Source organism: Klebsiella sp. HN106 (assembly GCF_051209435.1).
In the GTDB taxonomy this organism is placed as follows: Bacteria; Pseudomonadota; Gammaproteobacteria; order Enterobacterales; family Enterobacteriaceae; genus Klebsiella; species Klebsiella oxytoca.
The window spans coordinates 28,911-50,528 of the sequence record NZ_JBLURD010000012.1; the positions used below are offsets into that span (position 1 = coordinate 28,911).

General features: G+C 53.2%; 26 protein-coding genes. 11 read left to right on the forward strand and 15 right to left on the reverse strand.

Going from position 1 to position 21,618, the window contains the following annotated elements; translation table 11 throughout:
* Nucleotides 1-33: 33 nt before the first annotated feature.
* The 3 genes from lpxP (at nucleotide 34) to ACSIPU_RS22360 (ending at nucleotide 2,068) form a co-directional block, all read left to right on the forward strand.
* Nucleotides 34-948: a kdo(2)-lipid IV(A) palmitoleoyltransferase gene (gene lpxP / locus ACSIPU_RS22350; protein WP_004101221.1), complete on the forward strand. Its 915-nt coding sequence runs from the start codon at nucleotides 34-36 to the stop codon at nucleotides 946-948.
* An 89-nt stretch (nucleotides 949-1,037) separates the two neighbouring features.
* Nucleotides 1,038-1,676, forward strand: coding sequence for a leucine efflux protein LeuE (gene leuE / locus ACSIPU_RS22355; RefSeq protein ID WP_004101229.1), 639 nt, complete (start codon nucleotides 1,038-1,040; stop codon nucleotides 1,674-1,676).
* Nucleotides 1,677-1,804: 128 nt separating this feature from the next.
* Nucleotides 1,805-2,068 carry a DUF2534 family protein gene (locus tag ACSIPU_RS22360; RefSeq protein ID WP_004101230.1) on the forward strand — a complete coding sequence of 88 codons (264 nt, stop codon included), beginning with the start codon at nucleotides 1,805-1,807 and terminating at the stop codon, nucleotides 2,066-2,068.
* A gap of 48 nt (nucleotides 2,069-2,116) precedes the next feature.
* Here ACSIPU_RS22360 and ACSIPU_RS22365 read toward each other — a convergent pair whose 3' ends face one another.
* The 4 genes from ACSIPU_RS22365 to ACSIPU_RS22380 form a co-directional block, all read right to left on the reverse strand.
* The gene (locus ACSIPU_RS22365; protein WP_085955747.1) at nucleotides 2,117-2,242 is read right to left on the reverse strand and encodes a hypothetical protein; all 126 of its coding nucleotides are present in this window, start codon (nucleotides 2,240-2,242) and stop codon (nucleotides 2,117-2,119) included.
* Nucleotides 2,243-2,382: 140 nt separating this feature from the next.
* A complete protein-coding gene (gene yoaJ / locus ACSIPU_RS22370; RefSeq protein WP_100248259.1) occupies nucleotides 2,383-2,457 on the reverse strand; it encodes a protein YoaJ in 75 nt (24 codons plus the stop codon).
* Nucleotides 2,457-2,558: a YoaK family small membrane protein gene (locus tag ACSIPU_RS22375; protein ID WP_004101234.1), complete on the reverse strand. Its 102-nt coding sequence runs from the start codon at nucleotides 2,556-2,558 to the stop codon at nucleotides 2,457-2,459. The genes yoaJ and ACSIPU_RS22375 overlap by 1 nt, the downstream gene beginning before the upstream one ends.
* 57 nt (nucleotides 2,559-2,615) lie before the next feature.
* Complete coding sequence (locus ACSIPU_RS22380; protein WP_004101236.1) at nucleotides 2,616-3,629, reverse strand: sensor domain-containing diguanylate cyclase; 1,014 nt, start codon at nucleotides 3,627-3,629, stop codon at nucleotides 2,616-2,618.
* Nucleotides 3,630-3,925: 296 nt separating this feature from the next.
* On the opposite strand from ACSIPU_RS22380, the gene ACSIPU_RS22385 reads away from it, so the two are divergent.
* Nucleotides 3,926-4,165, forward strand: a complete 240-nt coding sequence (locus tag ACSIPU_RS22385; protein WP_023320734.1) for a putative hemolysin — start codon at nucleotides 3,926-3,928, stop codon at nucleotides 4,163-4,165.
* 3 nt (nucleotides 4,166-4,168) lie between these two features.
* Here ACSIPU_RS22385 and ACSIPU_RS22390 read toward each other — a convergent pair whose 3' ends face one another.
* Together ACSIPU_RS22390 and ACSIPU_RS22395 are read right to left on the reverse strand one after the other, a co-directional pair.
* Entirely contained in the window at nucleotides 4,169-4,516 is a 348-nt protein-coding gene (locus ACSIPU_RS22390; RefSeq protein WP_004112251.1) for a DUF488 domain-containing protein, read from the reverse strand.
* Complete coding sequence (locus ACSIPU_RS22395) at nucleotides 4,503-5,012, reverse strand: DUF523 domain-containing protein (RefSeq protein ID WP_016808475.1); 510 nt, start codon at nucleotides 5,010-5,012, stop codon at nucleotides 4,503-4,505. The genes ACSIPU_RS22390 and ACSIPU_RS22395 overlap by 14 nt, the downstream gene beginning before the upstream one ends.
* Nucleotides 5,013-5,174: 162 nt before the next feature.
* Here ACSIPU_RS22395 and ACSIPU_RS22400 point away from each other — a divergent pair, with 162 nt between their 5' ends.
* Entirely contained in the window at nucleotides 5,175-5,867 is a 693-nt protein-coding gene (locus ACSIPU_RS22400) for a CTP synthase C-terminal region-related (seleno)protein (protein ID WP_004112256.1), read from the forward strand.
* 37 nt (nucleotides 5,868-5,904) lie between these two features.
* Here the strand turns inward: ACSIPU_RS22400 and ACSIPU_RS22405 are convergent, their stop codons facing one another.
* Nucleotides 5,905-7,089 carry a CynX/NimT family MFS transporter gene (locus tag ACSIPU_RS22405; RefSeq protein WP_196558136.1) on the reverse strand — a complete coding sequence of 395 codons (1,185 nt, stop codon included), beginning with the start codon at nucleotides 7,087-7,089 and terminating at the stop codon, nucleotides 5,905-5,907.
* Between the two features lie 100 nt (nucleotides 7,090-7,189).
* Between ACSIPU_RS22405 and ACSIPU_RS22410 the strand changes: the two genes are divergently transcribed.
* Nucleotides 7,190-7,981 carry an AraC family transcriptional regulator gene (locus tag ACSIPU_RS22410; protein WP_004101246.1) on the forward strand — a complete coding sequence of 264 codons (792 nt, stop codon included), beginning with the start codon at nucleotides 7,190-7,192 and terminating at the stop codon, nucleotides 7,979-7,981.
* On the opposite strand, the gene ACSIPU_RS22415 is transcribed toward ACSIPU_RS22410, so the two are convergent.
* The 3 genes from ACSIPU_RS22415 to dgcJ all read right to left on the reverse strand — a co-directional run bounded on the left by ACSIPU_RS22415 (nucleotide 7,965) and on the right by dgcJ (nucleotide 10,620).
* Entirely contained in the window at nucleotides 7,965-8,411 is a 447-nt protein-coding gene (locus ACSIPU_RS22415) for a DUF441 domain-containing protein (protein ID WP_004101248.1), read from the reverse strand. The two genes, ACSIPU_RS22410 and ACSIPU_RS22415, sit on opposite strands and share 17 nt — an antisense overlap.
* Nucleotides 8,412-8,589: 178 nt before the next feature.
* Nucleotides 8,590-9,090, reverse strand: a complete 501-nt coding sequence (locus ACSIPU_RS22420; protein ID WP_023320736.1) for a YbaK/prolyl-tRNA synthetase associated domain-containing protein — start codon at nucleotides 9,088-9,090, stop codon at nucleotides 8,590-8,592.
* A 33-nt stretch (nucleotides 9,091-9,123) separates the two neighbouring features.
* Complete coding sequence (dgcJ, locus tag ACSIPU_RS22425) at nucleotides 9,124-10,620, reverse strand: diguanylate cyclase DgcJ (RefSeq protein ID WP_049592078.1); 1,497 nt, start codon at nucleotides 10,618-10,620, stop codon at nucleotides 9,124-9,126.
* Between the two features lie 454 nt (nucleotides 10,621-11,074).
* Between dgcJ and ACSIPU_RS22430 the strand changes: the two genes are divergently transcribed.
* Nucleotides 11,075-12,232: a glycosyltransferase family 9 protein gene (locus ACSIPU_RS22430; RefSeq protein ID WP_004101253.1), complete on the forward strand. Its 1,158-nt coding sequence runs from the start codon at nucleotides 11,075-11,077 to the stop codon at nucleotides 12,230-12,232.
* Nucleotides 12,233-12,277: 45 nt separating this feature from the next.
* On the opposite strand, the gene ACSIPU_RS22435 is transcribed toward ACSIPU_RS22430, so the two are convergent.
* The gene (locus tag ACSIPU_RS22435; protein WP_004101255.1) at nucleotides 12,278-13,561 is read right to left on the reverse strand and encodes a YeaH/YhbH family protein; all 1,284 of its coding nucleotides are present in this window, start codon (nucleotides 13,559-13,561) and stop codon (nucleotides 12,278-12,280) included.
* A gap of 130 nt (nucleotides 13,562-13,691) precedes the next feature.
* Nucleotides 13,692-15,626 (reverse strand): protein kinase YeaG, encoded by a 1,935-nt coding sequence (gene yeaG, locus ACSIPU_RS22440; protein ID WP_004101257.1) that lies wholly within the window; start codon nucleotides 15,624-15,626, stop codon nucleotides 13,692-13,694.
* Between the two features lie 427 nt (nucleotides 15,627-16,053).
* On the opposite strand from yeaG, the gene ACSIPU_RS22445 reads away from it, so the two are divergent.
* Both ACSIPU_RS22445 and ACSIPU_RS22450 read left to right on the forward strand, forming a co-directional pair.
* A complete protein-coding gene (locus ACSIPU_RS22445) occupies nucleotides 16,054-16,800 on the forward strand; it encodes a MipA/OmpV family protein (protein ID WP_004101263.1) in 747 nt (248 codons plus the stop codon).
* Between the two features lie 93 nt (nucleotides 16,801-16,893).
* Complete coding sequence (locus ACSIPU_RS22450; protein WP_023320738.1) at nucleotides 16,894-17,748, forward strand: aldo/keto reductase; 855 nt, start codon at nucleotides 16,894-16,896, stop codon at nucleotides 17,746-17,748.
* 163 nt (nucleotides 17,749-17,911) lie between these two features.
* Here the strand turns inward: ACSIPU_RS22450 and ACSIPU_RS22455 are convergent, their stop codons facing one another.
* Nucleotides 17,912-18,796, reverse strand: coding sequence for a D-hexose-6-phosphate mutarotase (locus tag ACSIPU_RS22455; protein WP_133497292.1), 885 nt, complete (start codon nucleotides 18,794-18,796; stop codon nucleotides 17,912-17,914).
* A 269-nt stretch (nucleotides 18,797-19,065) separates the two neighbouring features.
* Complete coding sequence (gapA, locus tag ACSIPU_RS22460) at nucleotides 19,066-20,061, reverse strand: glyceraldehyde-3-phosphate dehydrogenase (RefSeq protein ID WP_004101269.1); 996 nt, start codon at nucleotides 20,059-20,061, stop codon at nucleotides 19,066-19,068.
* A gap of 339 nt (nucleotides 20,062-20,400) precedes the next feature.
* Here gapA and msrB point away from each other — a divergent pair, with 339 nt between their 5' ends.
* Together msrB and ACSIPU_RS22470 are read left to right on the forward strand one after the other, a co-directional pair.
* Complete coding sequence (msrB, locus tag ACSIPU_RS22465) at nucleotides 20,401-20,814, forward strand: peptide-methionine (R)-S-oxide reductase MsrB (protein ID WP_004101271.1); 414 nt, start codon at nucleotides 20,401-20,403, stop codon at nucleotides 20,812-20,814.
* Nucleotides 20,815-20,857: 43 nt separating this feature from the next.
* Nucleotides 20,858-21,133, forward strand: coding sequence for a YeaC family protein (locus ACSIPU_RS22470; protein WP_004101272.1), 276 nt, complete (start codon nucleotides 20,858-20,860; stop codon nucleotides 21,131-21,133).
* Nucleotides 21,134-21,182: 49 nt separating this feature from the next.
* Here the strand turns inward: ACSIPU_RS22470 and yajD are convergent, their stop codons facing one another.
* On the reverse strand, nucleotides 21,183-21,527 hold the full coding sequence (gene yajD, locus ACSIPU_RS22475) for an HNH nuclease YajD (protein ID WP_196558134.1): 345 nt from the start codon (nucleotides 21,525-21,527) through the stop codon (nucleotides 21,183-21,185).
* Nucleotides 21,528-21,618: the final 91 nt, after the last annotated feature.

Here is a 21,618-nt window from a genome sequence, read left to right on the forward strand (position 1 = left end):
TTACCTCATGTTCTAATGTTTACAGGAAAAAACATGTCTTACGCTTTTAATAAAAGTCTTCTTCACCCTCGTAATTGGGGTACCTGGTTTGGCCTGGGCGTACTCTGGCTGATTGTCCAGCTTCCTTATCCCGTTTTGCATCTTATCGGCACCAGCGCGGGACGCGCCTCCCGGCGCTTCCTTAAACGTCGTGAGCATATCGCCAGACGTAATCTCGAACTCTGCTTCCCCACAATGTCGCCAGCGGCGCGCGAAAAGCTGATCGAGCAAAATTTCATGTCTCTGGGAATGGGGCTGATTGAAACCGGTATGGCATGGTTCTGGAGCGATGAGCGAGTGAAAAAATGGTTTGACGTCGAGGGGATGGTCAACCTCAACAATGCGCTGAGCGAAGGGAAAGGCGTGATGGTTGTCGGCGTCCACTTTATGTCTCTTGAACTGGGTGGCCGCACGATGGGGCTGTGTCGCCCCATGATGGCAACCTACCGTCCGCATAACAGTCCGTTGATGGAGTGGGTGCAGACGCGCGGCCGCCTGCGCTCGAACAAGGCGATGATCGACCGCCGAAATTTATCCGGACTGGTGCATGCGTTAAAGTCGGGCGAAGCGGTGTGGTTCGCGCCGGATCAGGACTACGGCCCGAAGGGGAGCGTATTTGCCCCGTTCTTCTCGGTCCAGCAAGCGGCGACGACTAACGGCACCTACGTGCTTTCTCGTTTGTCGGGCGCAAAAATGCTGACGATCAGCATGGTGCGTAAAGCGGACCGCAAAGGTTATAGCCTGCATATCAGCGATGTGATGCGCGACTATCCTGGAGAAGATAAACAGGATGCGGCGAGCTATATCAACAAGATTATCGAGAAAGAGATCCTGCGCGCCCCTGAACAATATCTGTGGGTTCATCGCCGTTTTAAAACCCGTCCGCTGGGCGAAACTTCGCTCTATTAAGCCCTCCGCACTCGCGGCGCTTTCAAAATGGTCCCGGTTGCGTTAACGTGCGCGGGATCATATTTTTGTTGTAAGCGAAGGAGTGCGTTGTGTTCGCTGAGTTTGGTGTACTGAATTACCTGACCTATCTGGTTGGGGCTATCTTTATCATTCTGGTGCCCGGTCCCAATACCTTTTTTGTCCTCAAGACGGGCGTCGCTCACGGCGTGAAAAAAGGCTATCTGGCGGCAGCGGGCGTGTTTATCGGTGATGCCATTCTGATGTTTCTGGCGTTTGCCGGGGTCGCGACCCTCATCAAGACCACGCCGGTATTATTCAATATCGTCCGCTACCTGGGGGCGATTTATCTACTGTGGATGGGCGGGAAGATGCTCTACGCGGTGTTGACGCAGCGCGATGGGCATTCGTCTTCTGATTCCGAGCCGGGGAGCGCGATTCTTAAGCGTTCGCTGACCCTCAGCCTGACGAATCCGAAAGCGATTCTTTTTTATGTCTCATTCTTCGTGCAGTTTATTGACGTCAATGCCAGAACGCCCGGGCTGGCGTTCTTTATTCTGGCGCTGACCCTGGAGATAATTAGCTTTATTTACATGAGCTTCCTTATCGTCTCCGGCTCTTTCGTCACGCGCTACGTAAAAACGAAAAAGAAACTGGCGAAAATCGGTAATAGCCTGATTGGCCTCGTGTTTGTCGGTTTTGCCGCTCGTCTGGCAACGCTACAGTCGTAATCGTTGGGGCCGGTATATGCCACCGGCCCGCCGCTGACTCTCTGTGCTTTGTAACAAATTCCCTTCAATTTTGATTGCATTGGTGTTACATATACAGCCGATTATCGCTCAGAAAAAAGGGAACCCGGATGATTCTGCAGAAACTCACCAGCAATAAAAACAGCAAGAAGTTCTTTATGTCGATAGCGGCGATATTTGCCATCGCGCTTATCGTGGTAGGACGTGCAACCTTTGGCGGCGTGGTGAGCGAGTACAATATGCCGTACTCAGAGTGGACGACTTCAATGTTTTTCCTGCAAGGGGCGATGGTGACGGTTTATAGCATCGTGTTTACGCTGCTGTTCTCCATTCCGCTGGGATTCCTTTTTTTGGGCTCCGACCGCCGGGACTAATCGTATGCGACAAGGCGAACCGAAGTTCGCCTTGTGATGTTTTGCGCTTTATCGCCAGCCTCTGTCGTCGTGATGATGGTGACGGTGCCCGTGGTGATAGCCTCTGTCGACAATACATCCCGATAATAGCGTGCAAAGCGCGAGCACTAACGGCAACACGATCGATTTTTTCATTTCTCACTTCTCCAGTTAAATCTGTCCGCGAACGGCGACAAGCGCAAACGGCTGATGAAGTGAGTCTATTCTTTTAAGTTATTGAGTAGATAAGAAAATTCCGCAATGTTTGCCAGTCTGAAGGGCGAATATTCCTGGTTTTACCACCAGCCCAGCTGCGTACCCGCCACGGCCACAATTGCGACAATAAGCATAATAATGGTGCTTTTCTTCATTACGCCCCGCCCGGTGCCGCATAGCCGCCGACAAAAAACCAGCCCAGAAAAACAACGGCGACGATAAAAATAGCCACCGGAAATAGAATACCCAGTCTCATTATTGAGCCCCTGTAGGTGCGAATCGTGCTTAATATGATACGGGATTTCACCGTATATTAGTCAATATGAAAAAATGTTCCCTGGCGACGTGACTTTTTATCCTGATACATCGCGTCGTCGGCGCTTCGTAGCGCTTGCTCAACGTCCATTGCCTGTGGGTCGGCTTCAATCACGCCAAAGCTGGCGCCGGGATAGTTAATTCGGTGCGCGCCAAGGAAATAGATCCCCGTTAGCTCTTTACGTAAAGCGGCAATATACTCCTGTTGTTCCTCCGCTTCGGAACATAGGCCAACCAGCAAAAATTCATCGCCGCCCAGGCGGCCAACAATATCGCCGCGGCGGGCGCGGGCCAACAGGCGTTCTCCAACCTGAATCAGAAAGCTGTCACCGCAGGGGTGACCGAATCGGTCGTTGATTGCCTTGAAATCATCGAGATCGATAAAAATGAGCAGTACGCTGCGCTGGCGTTCTCTGGCCTGCGCAAACTGTGCGGCAAGATGCTTGAACAACGAGCGGCGATTCGGCAAACCGGTGAGCTCATCGGTGTACGAGTGCATCTCTAGCGCGACGTTTGCTGCCCGAAGCTGCTGCACCAGGGTCTCTTTCTCAACATAGTGCGAAATGAGGTTGGCAAACAGATTCATCACCTGCTCACCCTCAATGTTATAGGGCTGTCTTTCCCGGCTGGTGGCGCAGAGCGTGCCGAATAATGAGCCATCGGTCAGGCGCACGGGGATGCTGAAAAAGGTTGCGATACCCAAATCCTGGGCGGCGATACACGAACGCCAGCGCTCGGCGACATCGTTGCTGAATATGCAGCGGTCGTCCAGCGCACGTTTACACAGGGAGTCATTCCAGGGAACGGAGAAACCTTCAGGGATCTGCATTTCGCTGCTATTGTGCGCGTACATAATCTGCTGGCGCTGCGCCTCGAAGTCAATACGAGTCAGGTAGGTAGATTCCATTCGGGTAACAAGCTCCAGCATCTCAAGCAGCTGTCGCACCAATGTTTCCAGGGTGTGTTCATTGGCGAGCGTTTGTGAAACGCGAGCGAGGAGAAAATCGGACATGAGGAATACGGCTCCCGAACGCTAATCGTAACTACCGGCAAGCTATGCGAAACGACAATTAGCGCAGAATTAACAGAGATACACAAAATTTAACACATCTGTCGGGAGAATACCTGCATCGAGGGTGGGAAAAAAGCCCCGTCGGGGGCGACGGGGAAAAACTCATTGATTATGGAATGATCTGTTCTCTGGTCAGTTCGAGAACAGGGCTACTCTACGATGCAAAAGTGCAGCTAAAATGGAGAAAAGGTGGAGATTCAGGGCGAAAGTCCGTTTTGATCAATTAAGGAGTAGAAATGAAGTGGATGATAGCTATGTTGCCTCTGGCGATGGCCGGATGTACGCAGACTCAGCCGACGCAACCTGCGCATCCGGTGGGGATGGCTAACCCGGCTTCGGTTTACTGTCAGCAGCTCGGCGGCACGCAGGTTCCCATCCAAAGCCCGCAGGGCGTACGCACTGAATGTAAGCTGCCCAGCGGGGAAACGTTAGATGAATGGGCGCTCTGGCGGCGCGATCACCCGAATAAGCCGTAGCGTTTATTGTAGCGATTTTAGCCAGTCAGCCAGCACCTGCGCATGGTTTTGCCGGGTGTTTTTCGCCGCGTAGAGTAACGTCAGCGGCTGTTGACTGGCCAGGGCAGCCAGGCGTTTGCCTTCCTCCCGTTGAGCCTCAAGCTCCTGGCGATAGAGTTGGCTAAAGTGGGCGAAATCGATGGTCTCGCTGTGAAAAGCCTTGCGTAAATCTGCTGATGGCGTCAGCGTTTTACACCACTCATCGTAGTTCAGCGCTTCTTTTTTTATCCCGCGCGGCCACAGACGGTCTACCAGTATCCGGTAGCCGTCGCTCGTTTCCTGCGGGTCATAAACGCGTTTACACTGAATCATCATTGCCCTCCCTTTGTTCCATCCACGCCAGCAGCTGCGGGAGCTGCTGCTCAGAAAATACCTTAATGCCGTGCTCACGAAGCAGAGCGGCTGCAACACCAGCACCGGGTTTGCGCTGGCCTTTAAAGGTACCATCATAGATAAACTGGCTGCCGCAGGTGGGGCTACCATCGGTAAGCAGAGCCGCAGCGCACCCTTCTTCTTGCGCCGCTTTTAGCGCCAGCCAGGCGGCCAACTGGTAATGAGCAGTGACATCCTTGCCGTCGCTTTCAACAATTTGCCCGCGATTTTGCATCACCTCTGCGCCCTGGGCGTTGAGGATCTCAGCCGGTAGTCGCGGTACAGGCAATCCGGCCGCCAGCTCCGGACAGTGGGTGACCAGCCGTCCCTCACGCTGCCAGCGAGTCAATGCGTCAGTCAAGCGGGCCTTGTGGCTGCCGTTATAGCGAACCTGAAAGCCCATCAGGCAGGCGCTAACCAGAATTTTGCTCTTCATCGTGTATCCATAGCCATTCTTCTGTCCTATACCATACCGCCAGTCGGCGCAAAATGCCCGTCTTCAGGCGCAGAGAAAATAAGGATTGTTTTCTGCATGTGAGATCGCTAATCTGAGGTTCCTTGTGTTGCCTGATAATCGCACTGACATAAGGATCCTGCTATGAACTCCCCCCTGCGTATTGCCCTGGTTGGTGATTACAACCCCGATGTTGTTGCCCACAAAGCGATTCCCCTGGCAATAGATGATGCTGCAGCCGTCCTCGAGCTTTCGTTGCGCTATGACTGGCTGGCAACCAGTGAGATAAAATCTACTGAGGATCTTGCTGACTACGATGCTATTTGGGTGGTACCCGCCAGCCCCTATAAAAACGCCGCGGGCGCATTTATCGCCATTCGCCACGCCCGTGAAAACAGCATACCGTTCCTCGGTACCTGCGGTGGGTTTCAGCACGCCATTATTGAGTATGCGCGCAACGTTATGGGCTGGCAGGATGCCGCACATGCGGAAACCGATACCGAAGGCCGGATGGTCATCGCGCCGCTAAGCTGCTCGCTGGTTGAAAAGACGGATAATATTGAGCTGCGCGCCAATACGCTTATCGCGCGCGCTTACGGTCGCGATAGCATTCAGGAGGGATACCACTGTAATTATGGGATTGCCGACGATTTTGCTCGCGAACTGGAGCAGGGCGATCTGCGGGTGACCGGCTGGGACGATGACGGCGAGATTCGTGCGGTCGAGCTGGTTACGCATCCATTCTTTGTCGCCACGCTGTTCCAGCACGAGCGCAATGCGCTGGAGGGGCGGCCCGCGCCGCTGGTTCACGCGTTTTTACACGCCGCGAGCCGTTAAATAAAAGCCCGGCAGCGTTTGCCGGGCGAGAGTGCCGCTAGCCGTGAATTTCCCGATCGCGGCCAGCCAGCGCGCCGAAGACCGCCATCACGACAGAAATTAGCGCCACGGCGATCAGCGGAATATGCCAGTCGCCCGAGGCGTCATGAATTTTACCCATCACCGGCGGCCCGCAGGCGGCCAGCAGATAGCCCACCGCCTGCGCCATTCCCGACAGCGCAGCGGCCTGATGGGCTGAGCGGGCGCGCAGTCCGATAAAGGTCAGCCCCAGAATCATGGTCGCGCCGGAGCCAAAGCCGAAGATAAGCGTCCACATTACCGCCTGGCCCGGGAGAAACCATAATCCGAGCGCGCTGACCGCGCACATCATGGCAACCAGCACCGCAATACCGCGCTGATCTTTTAACCGATGAAGGATTAAGGGAATCGCCAGTCCCGGCGCGGCGGTCGCCAGCTGCAGCAACCCGTGCAGGGAACCCGCCTGCGCTTCGCTGTAGCCAATACTTTGCAAAATGGCCGGCAGCCAGCCGATGATAACGTAATAGACCAGCGAGTTAATGCCAAGAAACAGCGTCACCTGCCAGGCTAACGCAGAACGCCAGATACCGCGGTTATGGATGGCTCCCGAACCGGTCAGCGGCGCGGTAGCCTGTCTGCGCGACTGCGGCAGCCAGACAAACAGCGCCAGCAGTGGAAAAACCATCAGCGTCAATAGCGCGCCGCGCCAGCCAAGTCCGGCAAGCGCCAGCGGTACCACCATGGCCGAGCCCAATGCCGCCGCGCCACCCATGGTGAGAGAGTAAGCGCCGGTCATTTTGGCGACGTGCTGCGAAAAGTCGCGTTTGATTAACCCCGGCAGCAGTACGTTCCCCAGCGCGATACCGCAGCCGATCACCGCGGTGCCGATAAACAGTAGCGAGACGAAGGGCAGGGAGCGCAGACCAATTCCGAGGCAAATCAGTATCATCGCCAGCAGCAGGCTGCGTTCAATGCCGAAGCGGCGAGCGACTCCCGCAGCCAGCGGTGACACCAGGCCGAAGGCCAGCAGCGGCAGCGTCGTTAACAGCCCGGTTTGTGCGGTAGTGAGGCCATATTCGCTGCGAATGGCGTCGAGCAGCGGCGCGGCGCCGGTAAATGCCACGCGTAAGGTCGTGGCGATAAGCAGAATACCGGCAATCAACAAAAGAGGACGGCGGCCGGCAGAAGGTAAAACAGAATTCATGGCGATCTCAAACAAGAATACGAGGCGTTCACAATAGCTTGTTTGTGGGATGTTTAAATCAAGCTAAAATGACAGATTATCGCTAAAATCGGACAATTTTATGATCGGACTCGGCCTGGACGGCTACGACCCGGACAGCGGCCACGAGGCGGCGCTGGCTTTTCGTATTCAGGTTGTCGCGGATGAACAGTACATTCCGCGCCATCAGCATCGTAAAGGGCAACTCATACTTGCCCTTCACGGGGCGCTAACCTGCGAAGTCGAGAACGCCATGTGGATGGTGCCGCCGCAGTACGCGGTGTGGGTGCCCGGGCAGGTACCGCACAGTAATCGCGCGACGCCGGAGGCGCAAATCTGCTTCTTATTTATCGAACCCGATGCGGCGCCGATGCCGGATTTCTGCTGTACGTTAAAGATTTCGCCGCTGGTGCGCGAGCTGATCCTCGCGATGGCCCAGCGCGGCAGGGCCTGGCTCGGTAAACCGGAGATGGACCGGCTGGTGCAGGTGCTGTTTGATGAGCTACCGCAGCAGCCGCAGGAGCATCTGCAGCTACCGGTCTCCGGACATGCCAAAATTCGTCAAATGGCGGAAATGATGGCCGTCGACCCGGCCCGCTGGCAAACCCTGGCGCAGTGGGCGGCGGAGTTTGCCATGAGTGAACGCAATCTGGCGCGGCTGGTGGTGCGCGAGACGGGGCTGAGCTTTCGGCGCTGGCGGCATCAGCTGCAGCTTATTCTCTCCCTGCAGATGCTGATTCGCGGGCAAACGGTACAGCAGACGGCGCAGAGCCTGGGCTACGACTCCACCACCGCTTTTATTACTATGTTTAAAAAGGGCCTTGGGCAGACGCCGGGACGCTATCTTGCCAGCCTGGCTACGACTTCCCGATAAACAGCGAAATTATCCCGGCGGCGATCAACGGGCCGACCGGTACGCCGCGGAAGAGGGCGACGCCGAGCACGGTGCCGACCAGCAGCCCGGCAACCAGCTGCGGCTGCGAGCCCATCAGCGCCACGCCGCGCCCGCCAAGCCAGGAAACAAAAACGCCTACCGCGATGGCCAGCAGCGATTTCCAGTTAACGAAGGAATGCAGCAGCGTTGAAGGCGGGAGCGTACCGCTGGCGATTGGCGCCATCACGCCAATGGTGAGAATAATTATACCGATGGTCAGCCCCTGCTTTTCTATCCACGGAAAGAAAGCGTTAAGCGGGGTGACGCGAACGATAATTAACACCAGGATAGAAATAGCCACGGTTGTGTTATGGCTAACAAAGCCGAGCGCCGCCAGGCCCAGCAGTATTAACAGGGTGGTGTCGAGCATGTGCAGAGGTCCTTGCCAGAAAACAAAAAAGAGAAGCCCGTTTACTCTACGCATAATTGCGTGACTAAACAGGCTTTTTTATCTCAGAATGATGTTTTCAGGCATCTGCCCGATGGCGATCTTCCCGCCGCGAAGCTCGCAAAAAAGCGGAAACGGGCTGCAGACGGCGGGAGCAGACTCAGGGCTGGCGATGAAAAGCCGCCAATTCCGGCCGAGCAATGCGCAGATAGTCGGCGGTATCCAGGATGATCGATTTATCAAGCTGCCCGGCGTTAAAGGCGATTTCCGGGAAACGCTCGAACAGGACCGGATCGGCAACCAGCCGCAACGCCGGGTGGAAACTAAAGGGGGGAATCGCGCCAAACACGCAGGCGGTCAGGGAGTCCACTTCCGCCGGGCTGGCGAGGGAGGCTTTACTGCCGCCGATATACTCGGCCAGACGGGCTAAGTCCGCCTGCAGGTCGGCGGCAAGAATCGCCAGAACGTGCTGATTTACGCCATGACCTTTAATTTTGCATACCAGCGCTTTGGCTCCCTGACCCAGCGCGGTACCGCGGATCTTCGACACCGCTTCACATTTCCCGACGGCTTCATGTTCCACAACCCGGTAGCGGGCATGGGAGCGGTTAAGCAGCGCGATCAGCTGCTGATGAATGCTGAGTCCTGCAGACGCGTTCATGCTGATGGTTCCTTAAAAATTTAAAGCTAAAGATTAATCCTCTCGCCCTGGATGGACGTGCTTTTTTTGTTTTTTATTTTCGTACAGCCGGGCATCGGCGATTTGCATGGTATCGGCCAGGCTATCTCCCGGCGCCATGCTACAGGCGCCCCATGAGAAGTTAACGCGCTTGTTGACGTCAATCGTTCGCAGATGCTGGCGGATACGCTCGGTAATATTTTTGGCGTCTTCTTCGGCGTAATCAATCAGTATCAGAAAGAACTCATCGCCGCCCAACCGGATACCGTAATCGCTTTTGCGTATGGCGGCGGATATGGACTGAGCAAGCATCACAATTGCGCGGTCGCCTTCGTTATGCCCAAAGGTATCATTAATGTATTTAAGCCGGTCGCAGTCCAGCGCCATAAACACAATATTCACTCCCTGTTCCGTCAGCTTTTGCATACGCGATTCCAGCAGCGAGGAGAGAATTTTACGGTTGTAAAGACCGGTTAATGAATCACTAATATTTTCTTTAAAAACATCGATATACAAACGAAAATGCATGCGAACAAGATGAAGCAGCACGCCGGTAGAAATCAGGTAAAACAGGAAGAGCTTCCAGGAGCTGAGCAGGAAATACATCACGTCCAGCGACAGCGAGATCTGCAGGTTTGTGGCTACCGCATGTTGATAATGGGCATAGCTAAAAAGATGCGTTTTGCTGCGGTGAACAATGATTTCAGAGGTTGAGTCCGAATCCGTTAATGTGATGTCGAGATAACGCCACACCAGCGGGCGGTCAGCGGTATACAGGAGCTCTTCGATATCTTTACGGCTAACATCGACCATGACGACCCCTTTAAGCCCTTCGTGGTGATACACCGGGGACAAAAACGAGAGAATATTTTGCCCGGTTACCGCGTCCACGTAGATGCTGGACATCAGCGTGCGGCCGCGCAGTAAGCTGTTCAGGTTAGTCTGGGTAATACCTAATTTGCCGTCGTGGAGAAAGTTCCAGTTGTCCAGTGCGCGGTTTTTAATCTCGACTTGAGTATGGAAATACACATATTTATTTTTAAAATCAATGAAGTAACGTAATTTGTTGTCGGATTTATAAGGACCGGTTTCCTGGCCATGGTGGGTTCTGTTATGGTCGATAATGGTATCAAAGGCCTGCAGCGCGGGCAGATCGTTAACCCACGCCAGGCAGGAAGACTGATTCGCACTGAGCGTGCCGCTAAGCAGGGGAAAGGTGTACTCCGTAATATTCAGACCGCTAACGCTGCCTTTTGTTTGTACGCTGTCGCATGCCTGTTGAGCAACTTCAGCAGAAGGTAGGGTATCTAACTTGCGGGCGATCTGGGAGATAACCAGCTGATTTTGATATTTATCGTAGAGAAAAGCGTACTCGCCTTTTTCGACAATATAGTGCATATATTCCGACATATCCCGATGGCTGACGACTAACTCATAGACCAGGAATGAAGAGGTCAGGACCACTACCCCAGCCGAAATCAAATGACGAAGTAATTTATTCTTTAATTTCATTACGTTAGTTCACCAGATCGTTAAGGTCAGTTTACCTGCGCACGGTCTATTCATGTCATGAAGGGGAAAAATCAGGATACGCTGTGATAAAACTTAAGCAGTTGTCACCGGTAGATTCTAGCAAAAGCGTGTGCATGTTTAGCCACATTACGTGTTGAATGGAGAAAGAGTTCACTTTGTGTATGGCGATCCCGATAGCGATATGAAAACTGAAACCAGAATTCATGCAAACTATAAGCAGGCTAATTGTAGGCTTTCACACCCCTTTTATCCACATTAACTTCACCTTTCCCTCATTTTGCATGCAATAAGATATGCTGCAATAACGAAACGTATTACTATTCGCCCTGCGCCAAAAACAGGATAATTTTATATAACAAGAGAACTTTTCTTATTTTCATTAGTCATTAGGATGACTAGCAGAGGTGTTGTTGATTGTGGTGACGAGGTTATGATGATGGAAAACGCAGCGGTGCAGGTAGCTCCCCGGAAGTTTAAAAAAATAAGAGAGCTCAACCGGCGCCGCAATTATTTTTTTAAGAAATTACGCAATATTCTGCGGGTTTATATCGCAAAAGCGTTGTGGGATTGTCGCGCGCGTCGCGAAGCAGATTTAACGTCCGCCAAAACGGTACTGCTTATGCGCAATGAAGGCGCGATAGGGGACGTTGTCGTTGATTCTGCGCTGGTTAAATGCCTCCATAAGGCAGGTATGACTGTTGATTTTCTGTTAACGAAATCGAACAGCCAGGTCATGCGTGATAATCCACATATTCGCCATATTTATGAAGCTGAGAATGTCGACTCGGCGGCTTATCTGCGTAAGTTTACCCATAACGTTCCTCAGCCCGTTATTAATGAGCTTGCGAATAATAAGTATGATATTGTTATTGACCCCTCGCTTTTTGATATTCCGGTGCACCGGATGCTGCTGTTACGGCAGATAAAAGCGCGCTCGGTGCTGGGGTTTAATAAATGGCCTTCTATTAATCACTATACCCGCTCTTTTGATTTTGACTGTGCAAACTGGCACGTCAGCAAGACCTTTACGCTCATTGCCGATTATCTCCAGCTGGACAAAAAATATCTGCAGTCTTATGACTTGCATATTCCCGAGAATGTCGAACACGAGGTGCGTGATTATCTGGCGGCTAAAAGTGGACGAAATGTGGTCATTAATATTTTTGCCGGCCATCAGGACCGCAGCATGTCGCAGGAGCAGCTGGCCACGCTTCTCACCCGACTGCGCGAAGAGTATCCCGCTATCAATATTATATTGCTCGACCACCGCAATGAAATTCGTCTTTCTCTGCCGGAGAAGGTCAGCGTGAATCCGTTTAAAACGCTGCACCACTGCATGGCGCTGATTGCGCAGGCCGATTTGGTTATCTCGCCGGATACCTCGGTGGTACATATGGCGGCTGCGTGGAAAAAACCGCTGGTCGCAGTGTATAAGGATGTGCGCATGAATAATCGGCTGTGGGCGCCGGGATATGATAGGGCCCGGCAGATCATCGTTAAGTGCGGTAAGGTGCACCAGCTGGAGAGCTTGCCCGACCTGATCATGGCGGAGATTGACCCTGGCACTCTACAGCAGACCCGGGCCGGATAAAGCGCAAAAAACAGCCAGCTGTGAAGGCTGGCTGTCCGGAAGAGATTAACCGTCCGCTTTTGAGGTTTGCTTGTGAAACAGTTCCCGGAACACCGGATAAATATCTTCCGGGTCGCGAATATGCTGCATGGCAAAGTTTTCAAAGGTCGACTGCAGATGTTCATACTCCCGCCACAGCGTCTGGTGCGCACGGCGGGTTATCTCGATATAGCTGTAGTAGCGGACCACGGGCAGGATTTTCTTCGCCAGCAGCTCGTGACACAGCGGTGAATCGTCCGCCCAGTTATCGCCGTCCGATGCCTGAGCGGCGTAGATATTCCACTGCGCCGGGTCATAGCGCTCTTTAACGACTTCGTCCATCAGCTTCAGAGCGCTGGAGACAATGGTGCCGCCGGTCTCCTGCGAATAAAAGAATTCGTGTTCGTCGACCTCTTTTGCCTGCGTATGGTGGCGGATATAAACCACATCAACGTTTTTATAGGTCCGGCTGAGGAACAGATACAGCAGGATGTAAAAACGTTTTGCCATATCCTTTGTCGCCTGATCCATCGAGCCGGAGACGTCCATCAGGCAAAACATCACCGCCTGACTTGAGGGCTCTGGCCGCTTTTCGTAGTTCTTGTAGCGCAGATCGAAAGTATCGATAAACGGCACGCGGTCGATTTTCGCCCGTAGCTCGGCAATCTCTTTGCGCAGCCGCTCCTCCTCCAGCAGCTGCGCCGGTTCGCTTTTGCTAATACTCTCCAGATCTTCTTCCAGAGCATGCAGCTCCCGGCGCTTACCGGCGGTCATCGCCGTGCGCCGCGCCAGCGAGTTTTGCAGCGAGCGAACGACGCTGATGTTGGCGGGAACCCCGTTAGCGGTGTAGCCTGCGCGATGGGTTTTGAATTCCGTCAGCTGCCGATGCTGATTTCTCTTCAGATTCGGCAGGGCAAGATCTTCGAATAACAGATCCAGATACTCATCTTTCGAGATCTGAAAAACAAACTCATCCTGGCCTTCGCCATCGGCGCTGGCTTGCCCCTGACCGCTTCCTCCACCGCCTCCGCCGCCCTGAGGGCGTTCAATACGGTCATTCTGCACGAAGTGATCGTTACCGGGATGAACGCGATTGCGCAGGCCGCCGCGCCCCTGATGAAACATCGGTTCGTTGATATCGTCCGTTGGGATGGAGACGGACTCTCCGCTCTGAATATCGGTCACCGAGCGCTTGTTTATGGCCTCGGAGATCGACTGCTTTATCTGCGCTTTGTAGCGGCGCAGAAAGCGCTGCCGGTTGACGGCGCTTTTATTTTTCCCGTTCAGGCGTCGGTCTATGAACCAGGTCATATGCCCTCCTGTACTGCATTTGCCAACTATGCCCCGGCCATTCAAGCGCCGGAATGTGCCTGGCGCTGAATGTCATTGGGTCTTCGCAGTTATTATTCGCCCGGCAGCGGTTGCCTGCCGGGCTGGTCTATCAGGATGATTTACGTACCCGCAGATACCATTCGCACAGCAGGCGAACCTGCTTGCGGGTATAGCCTTTCTCCATCATGCGGTCGACAAAGTCATCGTGTTTTTTCTGCTCATCGGTTGACGTTTTGGTGTTGAACGAGATCACCGGCAACAGCTCTTCGGTATTGGAGAACATTTTCTTCTCAATAACCGTGCGCAGTTTCTCGTAGCTGGTCCAGTTTGGATTGCGTCCGCTGTTGTGCGCTCTGGCGCGCAGCACGAAGTTGACAATCTCGTTGCGGAAGTCTTTCGGATTACTGATCCCGGCCGGCTTCTCGATTTTTTCCAGCTCCGCATTCAGCGACTCGCGATCAAACAGCTGGCCGGTATCCGGGTCGCGATACTCCTGATCCTGAATCCAGAAATCGGCGTAGGTCACATAACGGTCAAAAATGTTCTGCCCGTATTCCGAGTAGGACTCAAGGTAGGCGGTCTGGATCTCTTTCCCGATAAACTCGGCGTATTTCGGGATCAGATAACCTTTGAGGAACTCCAGGTAACGTTCGGACTGCTCCTGCGGGAACTGTTCACGCTCAATTTGCTGCTCCAGGACATAGAACAGATGCACCGGGTTCGCGGCGACTTCGGCGTGATCAAAGTTAAATACCCGCGACAGAATTTTGAACGCGAAGCGGGTAGACAAGCCGTTCATCCCTTCATCAACGCCGGCATAATCGCGATACTCCTGATAGGATTTCGCTTTCGGGTCGGTATCTTTCAGGCTTTCACCGTCATAGACGCGCATTTTCGAGTAGATGCTCGAGTTTTCCGGCTCTTTCAGGCGCGACAGAATCGAGAAGCGCGACAGCGTTTCCAGGGTTCCCGGCGCGCAGGGCGCGTGAGTCAGTTCGCTATTATTGAGCAGTTTTTCATAGATGCGGATCTCTTCCGAGATGCGCAGGCAATAAGGCACCTTGACGATGTACACGCGGTCGAGGAAGGCCTCATTGTTCTTGTTATTGCGGAAGGTAACCCATTCCGATTCGTTGGAGTGGGCGAGGATAATCCCGTTAAACGGCAGGGCGGAGATCCCTTCAGTGCCGTTATAGTTTCCTTCCTGCGTCGCGGTCAGCAGCGGATGCAGCACCTTAATAGGCGCTTTAAACATCTCTACAAATTCCATCAGCCCCTGGTTGGCGCGGCACAGGGCGCCGGAATATCCGTAGGCATCCGGATCGTTCTGCGCATAGTGTTCCAGTTTACGGATATCCACTTTACCCACCAGCGCCGAGATATCCTGGTTATTCTCATCGCCGGGCTCGGTTTTGGCGATGGCAATCTGCGCCAGGATTGACGGCCACACTTTCACCACGCGGAACTTAGTAATGTCGCCGCCGAATTCCTGCAGACGCTTGGCCGCCCACGGCGACATAATTGTTCCCAGATAGCGGTTTGGAATGCCGTACTCTTTTTCGAGGATTTGCGCATCCTCTTGCGGGTTAAACAGACATAGCGGATGGTCGTTGACCGGGCTACGCTCTCCGTTTGCGCTAAGCACATAGATAGGCACGCGCTGCATTAAGGACTTAAGGCGTTCGGCAAGCGATGATTTACCGCCGCCCACGGGGCCCAGCAGATACAGAATCTGTTTCTTCTCTTCAAGCCCCTGAGCGGCGTGCTTTAAGTAAGAAACAATTTGCTCGATGGCATCTTCCATACCGTAAAACTCTTCAAATGCCGGATAGCGCGCAACGACCCGGTTTGAAAAGAGACGGGATAGCCTGGGTTCCAGGGCCGTATCGACCATGACCGGCTCACCGATGGCCATCAGCAATCTTTCTGCTGCGTTAGCATAAGCACTGCGATCTTGCCGACAGATGGTAAGAAACTCCTGCAGTGTGAACTCTTCGTCCTTGGCAGCTTCATAGCGCTGGCGATAGTGATCGAATATATTCATGGCATGCCGTCCTTTCGTTTTTAGCACAGGTTGAGAGCCGTTCATATGAATAGTGGGAGCCCCCGGAAGAGGTAAGCTGCACAGCGCTCTCTGATTCTCCAGCAACCCTTATGCCAGGTTGGCGAAGTCTCGGGATAACGTGCCCCGCATTTACTTCTTCTAAATTAAAGCGTAGATGCATTTGGAAAACTTGCATGGCGTGGAAAATCAATTTCAATGACTTATCAACAACTCATCCAGAAAAGCAGCCTCTCATTTCCACTTCTGGTTTCACGCCGTCATGACGCTGTCATTCGGCTGTCAGCGAATGGTCATCTGAGGATGAGAATCTGGTGAATTCAGTGTAATGACTGGTAAAGAATTTGAGGCATGACGTATACAACGTTAAACTGCCTGCGCTAATAATTTGACAACAGGAATATGGATCGTGACTAAAATCAAACTTCTGGCACTTGGTGTGTTGATTGCGACTTCAGCATCCGCCGTACACGCTGAAGGGAAGTTCACTTTAGGGGCGGGTGTAGGCGTCGTTGAACATCCGTACAAGCAGTATGATGCTGATGTTTACCCGGTGCCGGTGATTAATTACGAGAGCGATAACTTCTGGTTTCGTGGTTTAGGCGGTGGTCTTTACCTGTGGAATGATACCAACGATAAGCTTTCCGTGACCGCCTACTGGTCGCCGATGTACTTTAAGCCAGGCGACAGCGATAGCGAGCAGATGCGCCGTCTGGATAAACGTAAATCCACGGTGATGGCAGGACTTGCGTACGAACACTATACGCAGTACGGTTTCCTGCGCACCGCGCTGTCAGGGGACACCCTGGATAACAGCAACGGTATCGTATGGGATCTGGCCTGGCTATATCGCTACACCAACGGCAATCTGACGCTTACGCCGGGTATTGGCGTTGAATGGAATAGCGATAATCAGAACGAGTACTACTATGGTGTTTCGAAGCATGAGTCGAATCGCAGCGGCATGCGCAGCTACGATCCGGACAGCAGCTGGAACCCGTACCTCGAGCTGTCGGCAAACTATCGTTTCCTCGGCGACTGGAGCGTATACGGCGTGGCCCGCTACACTCGCTTGTCTGACGAAATCACCGATAGTCCGATGGTGGACAAATCCTGGAGCGGTCTGATTTCAACCGGGATCACTTACTCCTTCTGATAGTGCTTTATTACAGAGCAATTTGTGCATCAAAACAGGGCGTAATGCCCTGTTTTGCATTACGGTGGTGCAATCAAACGACAGGAGGCAGTCATGGCACAAAGGACAATCAGTTTTGGTGAGCATCCAGCGGTTTCCGTCATAGGGCAGGGGACCTGGTACATGGGCGAAAACCCGGCGCTGCGCGTTCAGGAGTCTGCTGCACTACGCGCGGGCATCGATCTTGGGCTCACGGTGATCGATACGGCGGAAATGTATGCTGACGGCGGCGCCGAAGAGGTTGTCGGCGAAGCCATTCGCGGCCAGCGCGAGCGCGTGGTGCTGGTGTCTAAAGTGTATCCGTGGAACGCTGGCGGTCGCAAAATAGCCAGCGCCTGCGAAGCCAGCCTGCGCCGTCTGAAGACCGACTATCTCGATCTCTACCTTCTGCACTGGCGCGGCGACTACGCATTGCAGGAGACGGTGGCAGGTATGGAAGCGCTCGTTGCGCAGGGCAAAATTCGTCGCTGGGGCGTATCGAATCTTGATTACGCTGATATGCAAGAACTCTGGCAGGTTGACGGCGGCGAGCAGTGCGCAACTGACCAGGTACTCTATCACCTGGCTTCTCGCGGTATTGAACATGATTTGTTGCCATGGTGCCAGCAGCAGCGGCTGCCGGTGATGGCCTACTGTCCGCTGGCCCAGGCCGGCCGTCTACGCAATGGACTTTTAAATCATACCGTTGTGAAAAATATTGCGCAGGCCCGGGGCGTAACCGCCGCGCAGGTGCTTCTGGCGTGGGTTATCAGCCATCAGGGGGTACTGGCGATCCCGAAAGCATCGAGTATCGAACATGTTGAGCAAAATGCTGCGGCGCTGGACATCGAGCTAACCGCTGAAGAGAGGGCGCTGCTGGAAAAAGCTTACCCGGCACCGGGAAGAAAAACACCGCTGGATATGGTCTGAATAGGGTATAAAGAAAAGCCCCGACTCTGCGGGGCTCCGGTCGCGAGCTGCCACCAGGCATGAATACGATCGCAATCAGTGCGTCAGGCCGGGCAAAGCGTCAGCCGCCGCCCGGCAGAAATACGCGCACTAGATTTTAACCCGTATGCGCTCCTTCAGTGCGTTAGCGTTTCACCACGCGAATGGTTTGCGCCAGGCGCGAAGGTTTCTCTTCGCTGGCCTTCTGCGATTCGGTTACGCAGCAAGTTTCTACGCAAACGAAGGTTTTGTAGCCATCATCGGGCATATCGCCCATGCTGACGGAAAGGGCCGGTCCCGGGTTCCAGCCAACCACGTTGCTGTTGTGATGATGGACGACATCGATGTTGCGGCTGAGCGCATCATCGTGAATGACGCTGCAGGTTTCTGCATTCAGATAGACGCGGTCGGTACGATCCGGGAAAGTTTCAGTGCCGTTGCTTAATACGCCTTCTTCGGCATTTTTCACTTTATCAATATAACGGTCGCCCAGACCGCTGACCTTCACTGCCGCAATGTCACCGACGTTGAAATAGGTGTGAAGGGCGGAAGTGGTTTCAAATTCGCCGTGCGCTTCCAGCTCAATTTCGCAGGTTTTACACAGTTTGAAACGCGCTAACAGGGTGAACTCATGCGGCCAGTACTGGCGAGTGGCATCGCTGCTTTTTAGTTCAAAGGTCAGCACCACGCCGTTATCGTCTTCATCGTGGCCTTTCAGGGCCCACGGCAGATTGCGGGCAAAACCGTGCGACGGCAGACCCTGCTGAGCTGATGGGCCAAACCATGGCCAGCAAATCGGCACGCCGCCGCGCAGGGCAACGCCATTTTTGAATGGGGTATTGCCGCTGAGCCACAGGACCTCTTCTTCGCCTGCGGGCTTCCAGGAGAGCAGGTGAGCGCCCTGGAAAGCCACGGAAGCTTTAACCTGCGGATGATCAACCACGATCAGTTCCAGGTCATCAAGCTGGCGACGGGAAAGGACAGGGGTAAGCTGTTCGATAACCGGGAGGGCAAAAATTTTATTAATCATTACGCAATCCTTTTTACCCTAAATAATTCGAGTTGCAGGAAGGTGGCAAGTGAACGACAAATTCGTCAGGAACGAATTTGAACAACCGAAGATGGCCTTCGGTCAGGGACATGGATGTCCCTGATTCATCCCGATGAGCTTACCGTAGTAAGTGATTCGGGTGAGCGAGCGTAGCCAACACATCTGTAACTTGAAGTATGACGGGTATATTTTTAGGCAAAAAAAAGAGCGACCGGAGTCGCTCTTACAGATTACGGTCTCATCTCAACTTATTTGGAGATGTGAGCAATCAGGTCCAGAACCTTGTTGGAGTAACCAGTTTCGTTATCGTACCAGGAAACCAGTTTCACAAAGTTGTCGTTCAGAGCGATACCCGCTTTAGCATCGAATACGGAAGTGCAAACTTCGCCGTTGAAATCGGTAGAGACAACGTCGTCTTCGGTGTAGCCCAGAACGCCTTTCATTGCGCCTTCGGAAGCAGCTTTGATTGCTTTCTTAATTTCTTCATAAGAAGCAGCTTTTTCCAGACGAACGGTCAGGTCAACAACGGATACGTTCGGAGTCGGAACGCGGAACGCCATACCGGTCAGTTTGCCATTCAGTTCTGGCAGTACTTTACCTACAGCTTTAGCAGCGCCGGTAGAGGACGGGATGATGTTCTGAGCTGCGCCGCGGCCGCCGCGCCAGTCTTTATGAGACGGGCCATCAACGGTTTTCTGAGTAGCGGTAGTGGCGTGAACAGTAGTCATCAGACCTTCGATGATGCCGAAGTTGTCGTTGATAACTTTTGCCAGCGGAGCCAGGCAGTTGGTGGTGCAGGAAGCGTTGGAAACGATGTCCTGGCCTTCGTATTTGTCAAAGTTAGCACCTTTAACAAACATCGGAGTGTTGTCTTTGGACGGGCCAGTCAGAACGACTTTTTTCGCGCCAGCGGTGATGTGCTTACGAGCGGTTTCGTCGGTCAGGAAGATACCGGTTGCTTCAGCAACAACGTCAACACCCACTTCGTCCCACTTCAGGTTAGCCGGGTCACGCTCAGCGGTAACACGGATTTTTTTACCGTTAACGATCAGATGACCGTCTTTCACTTCAACGGTACCGTTGAAACGGCCGTGAGTGGAGTCATACTTCAGCATGTAAGCCATGTAGTCAGCGTCTAACAGGTCGTTGATTGCAACGATCTCGATGTCAGAACGTTCCTGAGCAGCACGGAAAACAATGCGACCGATACGGCCAAAACCGTTGATACCTACTTTGATAGTCATATATTCCACCAGCTATTTGTTAGTGAATAAAAGGTTGCCTGTAAAATTACAAAAACCTTACGCAGCGTCAAGCGGAATCGTGTCAATCATTGCGACAAATCAATCCGGAGCATGCCTTTGCGCGGTTGATTTATCCCACTTTCCCTTTGAGCCCAATTCCATATGGGGGCTGCGCCCGGAATTTTAAAGGTCATTTGAGATAAAAATGTGATATTCATCACAATTGTGTGGCTGCCTTTTGGCGTCGCCTAAGTTTAGAACAAAAGTGCACGCTTCATTGTTAATATTTTGTTAGAATTAAGCCAAAAAAGTTGTCCTTTCACAGCGAGAAGCAAGCCAATGTCGAATAAACCCTCTTCGGACGAGCTCAAAAAAAATTTGAGCGAGATGCAGTTTTACGTGACGCAGAATCACGGTACTGAACCGCCGTTCACCGGGCGGCTACTCCACAACAAACGCGATGGCGTCTACCACTGCCTGGTATGCGACGCGCCGCTGTTTAACTCGCAATCCAAGTATGATTCAGGCTGCGGTTGGCCGAGCTTTTATGAGCCGGTAAGCGATGACGCTATTCGCTATCTTAACGATTACTCCCACGGTATGCAGCGCACGGAAATTCGCTGCGGAAACTGCGATGCTCACCTTGGACACGTCTTCCCGGATGGCCCGCAGCCTACCGGTGAGCGTTTTTGTGTTAATTCGGCCTCTTTAAGCTTCACCAATGATGAAAATGGTGAGCAAACCAAGGGTTGAAAAAACGATTCAGCAAATTATTCCAACACGGGGCGGGAGAACGATGGAAATTGAACGGATTATCGACGGCATGACGCCGGAAGTGTATCAGCGTCTGGCGACGGCGGTGGAGCTGGGAAAATGGCCCGACGGCGTGGCGTTAACAGCCGAGCAGAAAGAGAACTGTCTGCAGCTGGTGATGCTCTGGCAGGCCCGATATAACGTAGACGCGCAGCATATGACCATCGACACCAACGGACAGATGGTGATGAAGAGTAAACAGCAGTTGAAAGTGGACTTCGGTATTTCGCCGCAACCTATCGCGACGTTTAAATCCTGAGCCTGAACGGCCCGGCCAATTGAACGCCGGGCTTAGCGTCAGCTGAGCGTTATTTCTTGTTCATCATCGCTTTTAGATCGGCGAAAGGGGTATATTTCGCTTCGCCGACGCTTTTCTGCGCATCTTCGCCGGCCACCACCGTTGAACCATACTGATCGGCCTCGGTGTATTTTGAGTGTTCATGATCGTGGCAGTAGAGGCACAGCATCTCCCAGTTGCTACCATCTTCCGGGTTATTGGAGTGGTCGTGGTCGATATGATGTACCGTCAGTTCACGCAGATTCGAATAGACAAACTCACGCGAGCAGCGTCCGCAGACCCAGGGGAAGAGCTTCAGCGCTTTTTCGCGATATCCGACTTCCAGACGGGCGTAGTTTTTCGGGATATAAGCCATAATACCCATGCCTTCTGTTGCAAATGAAAAGCTGCGCCGGAGCTGGCGCAGCGGAATGTGCTTATCATAACCTATTGTGCAGGCGGTGACA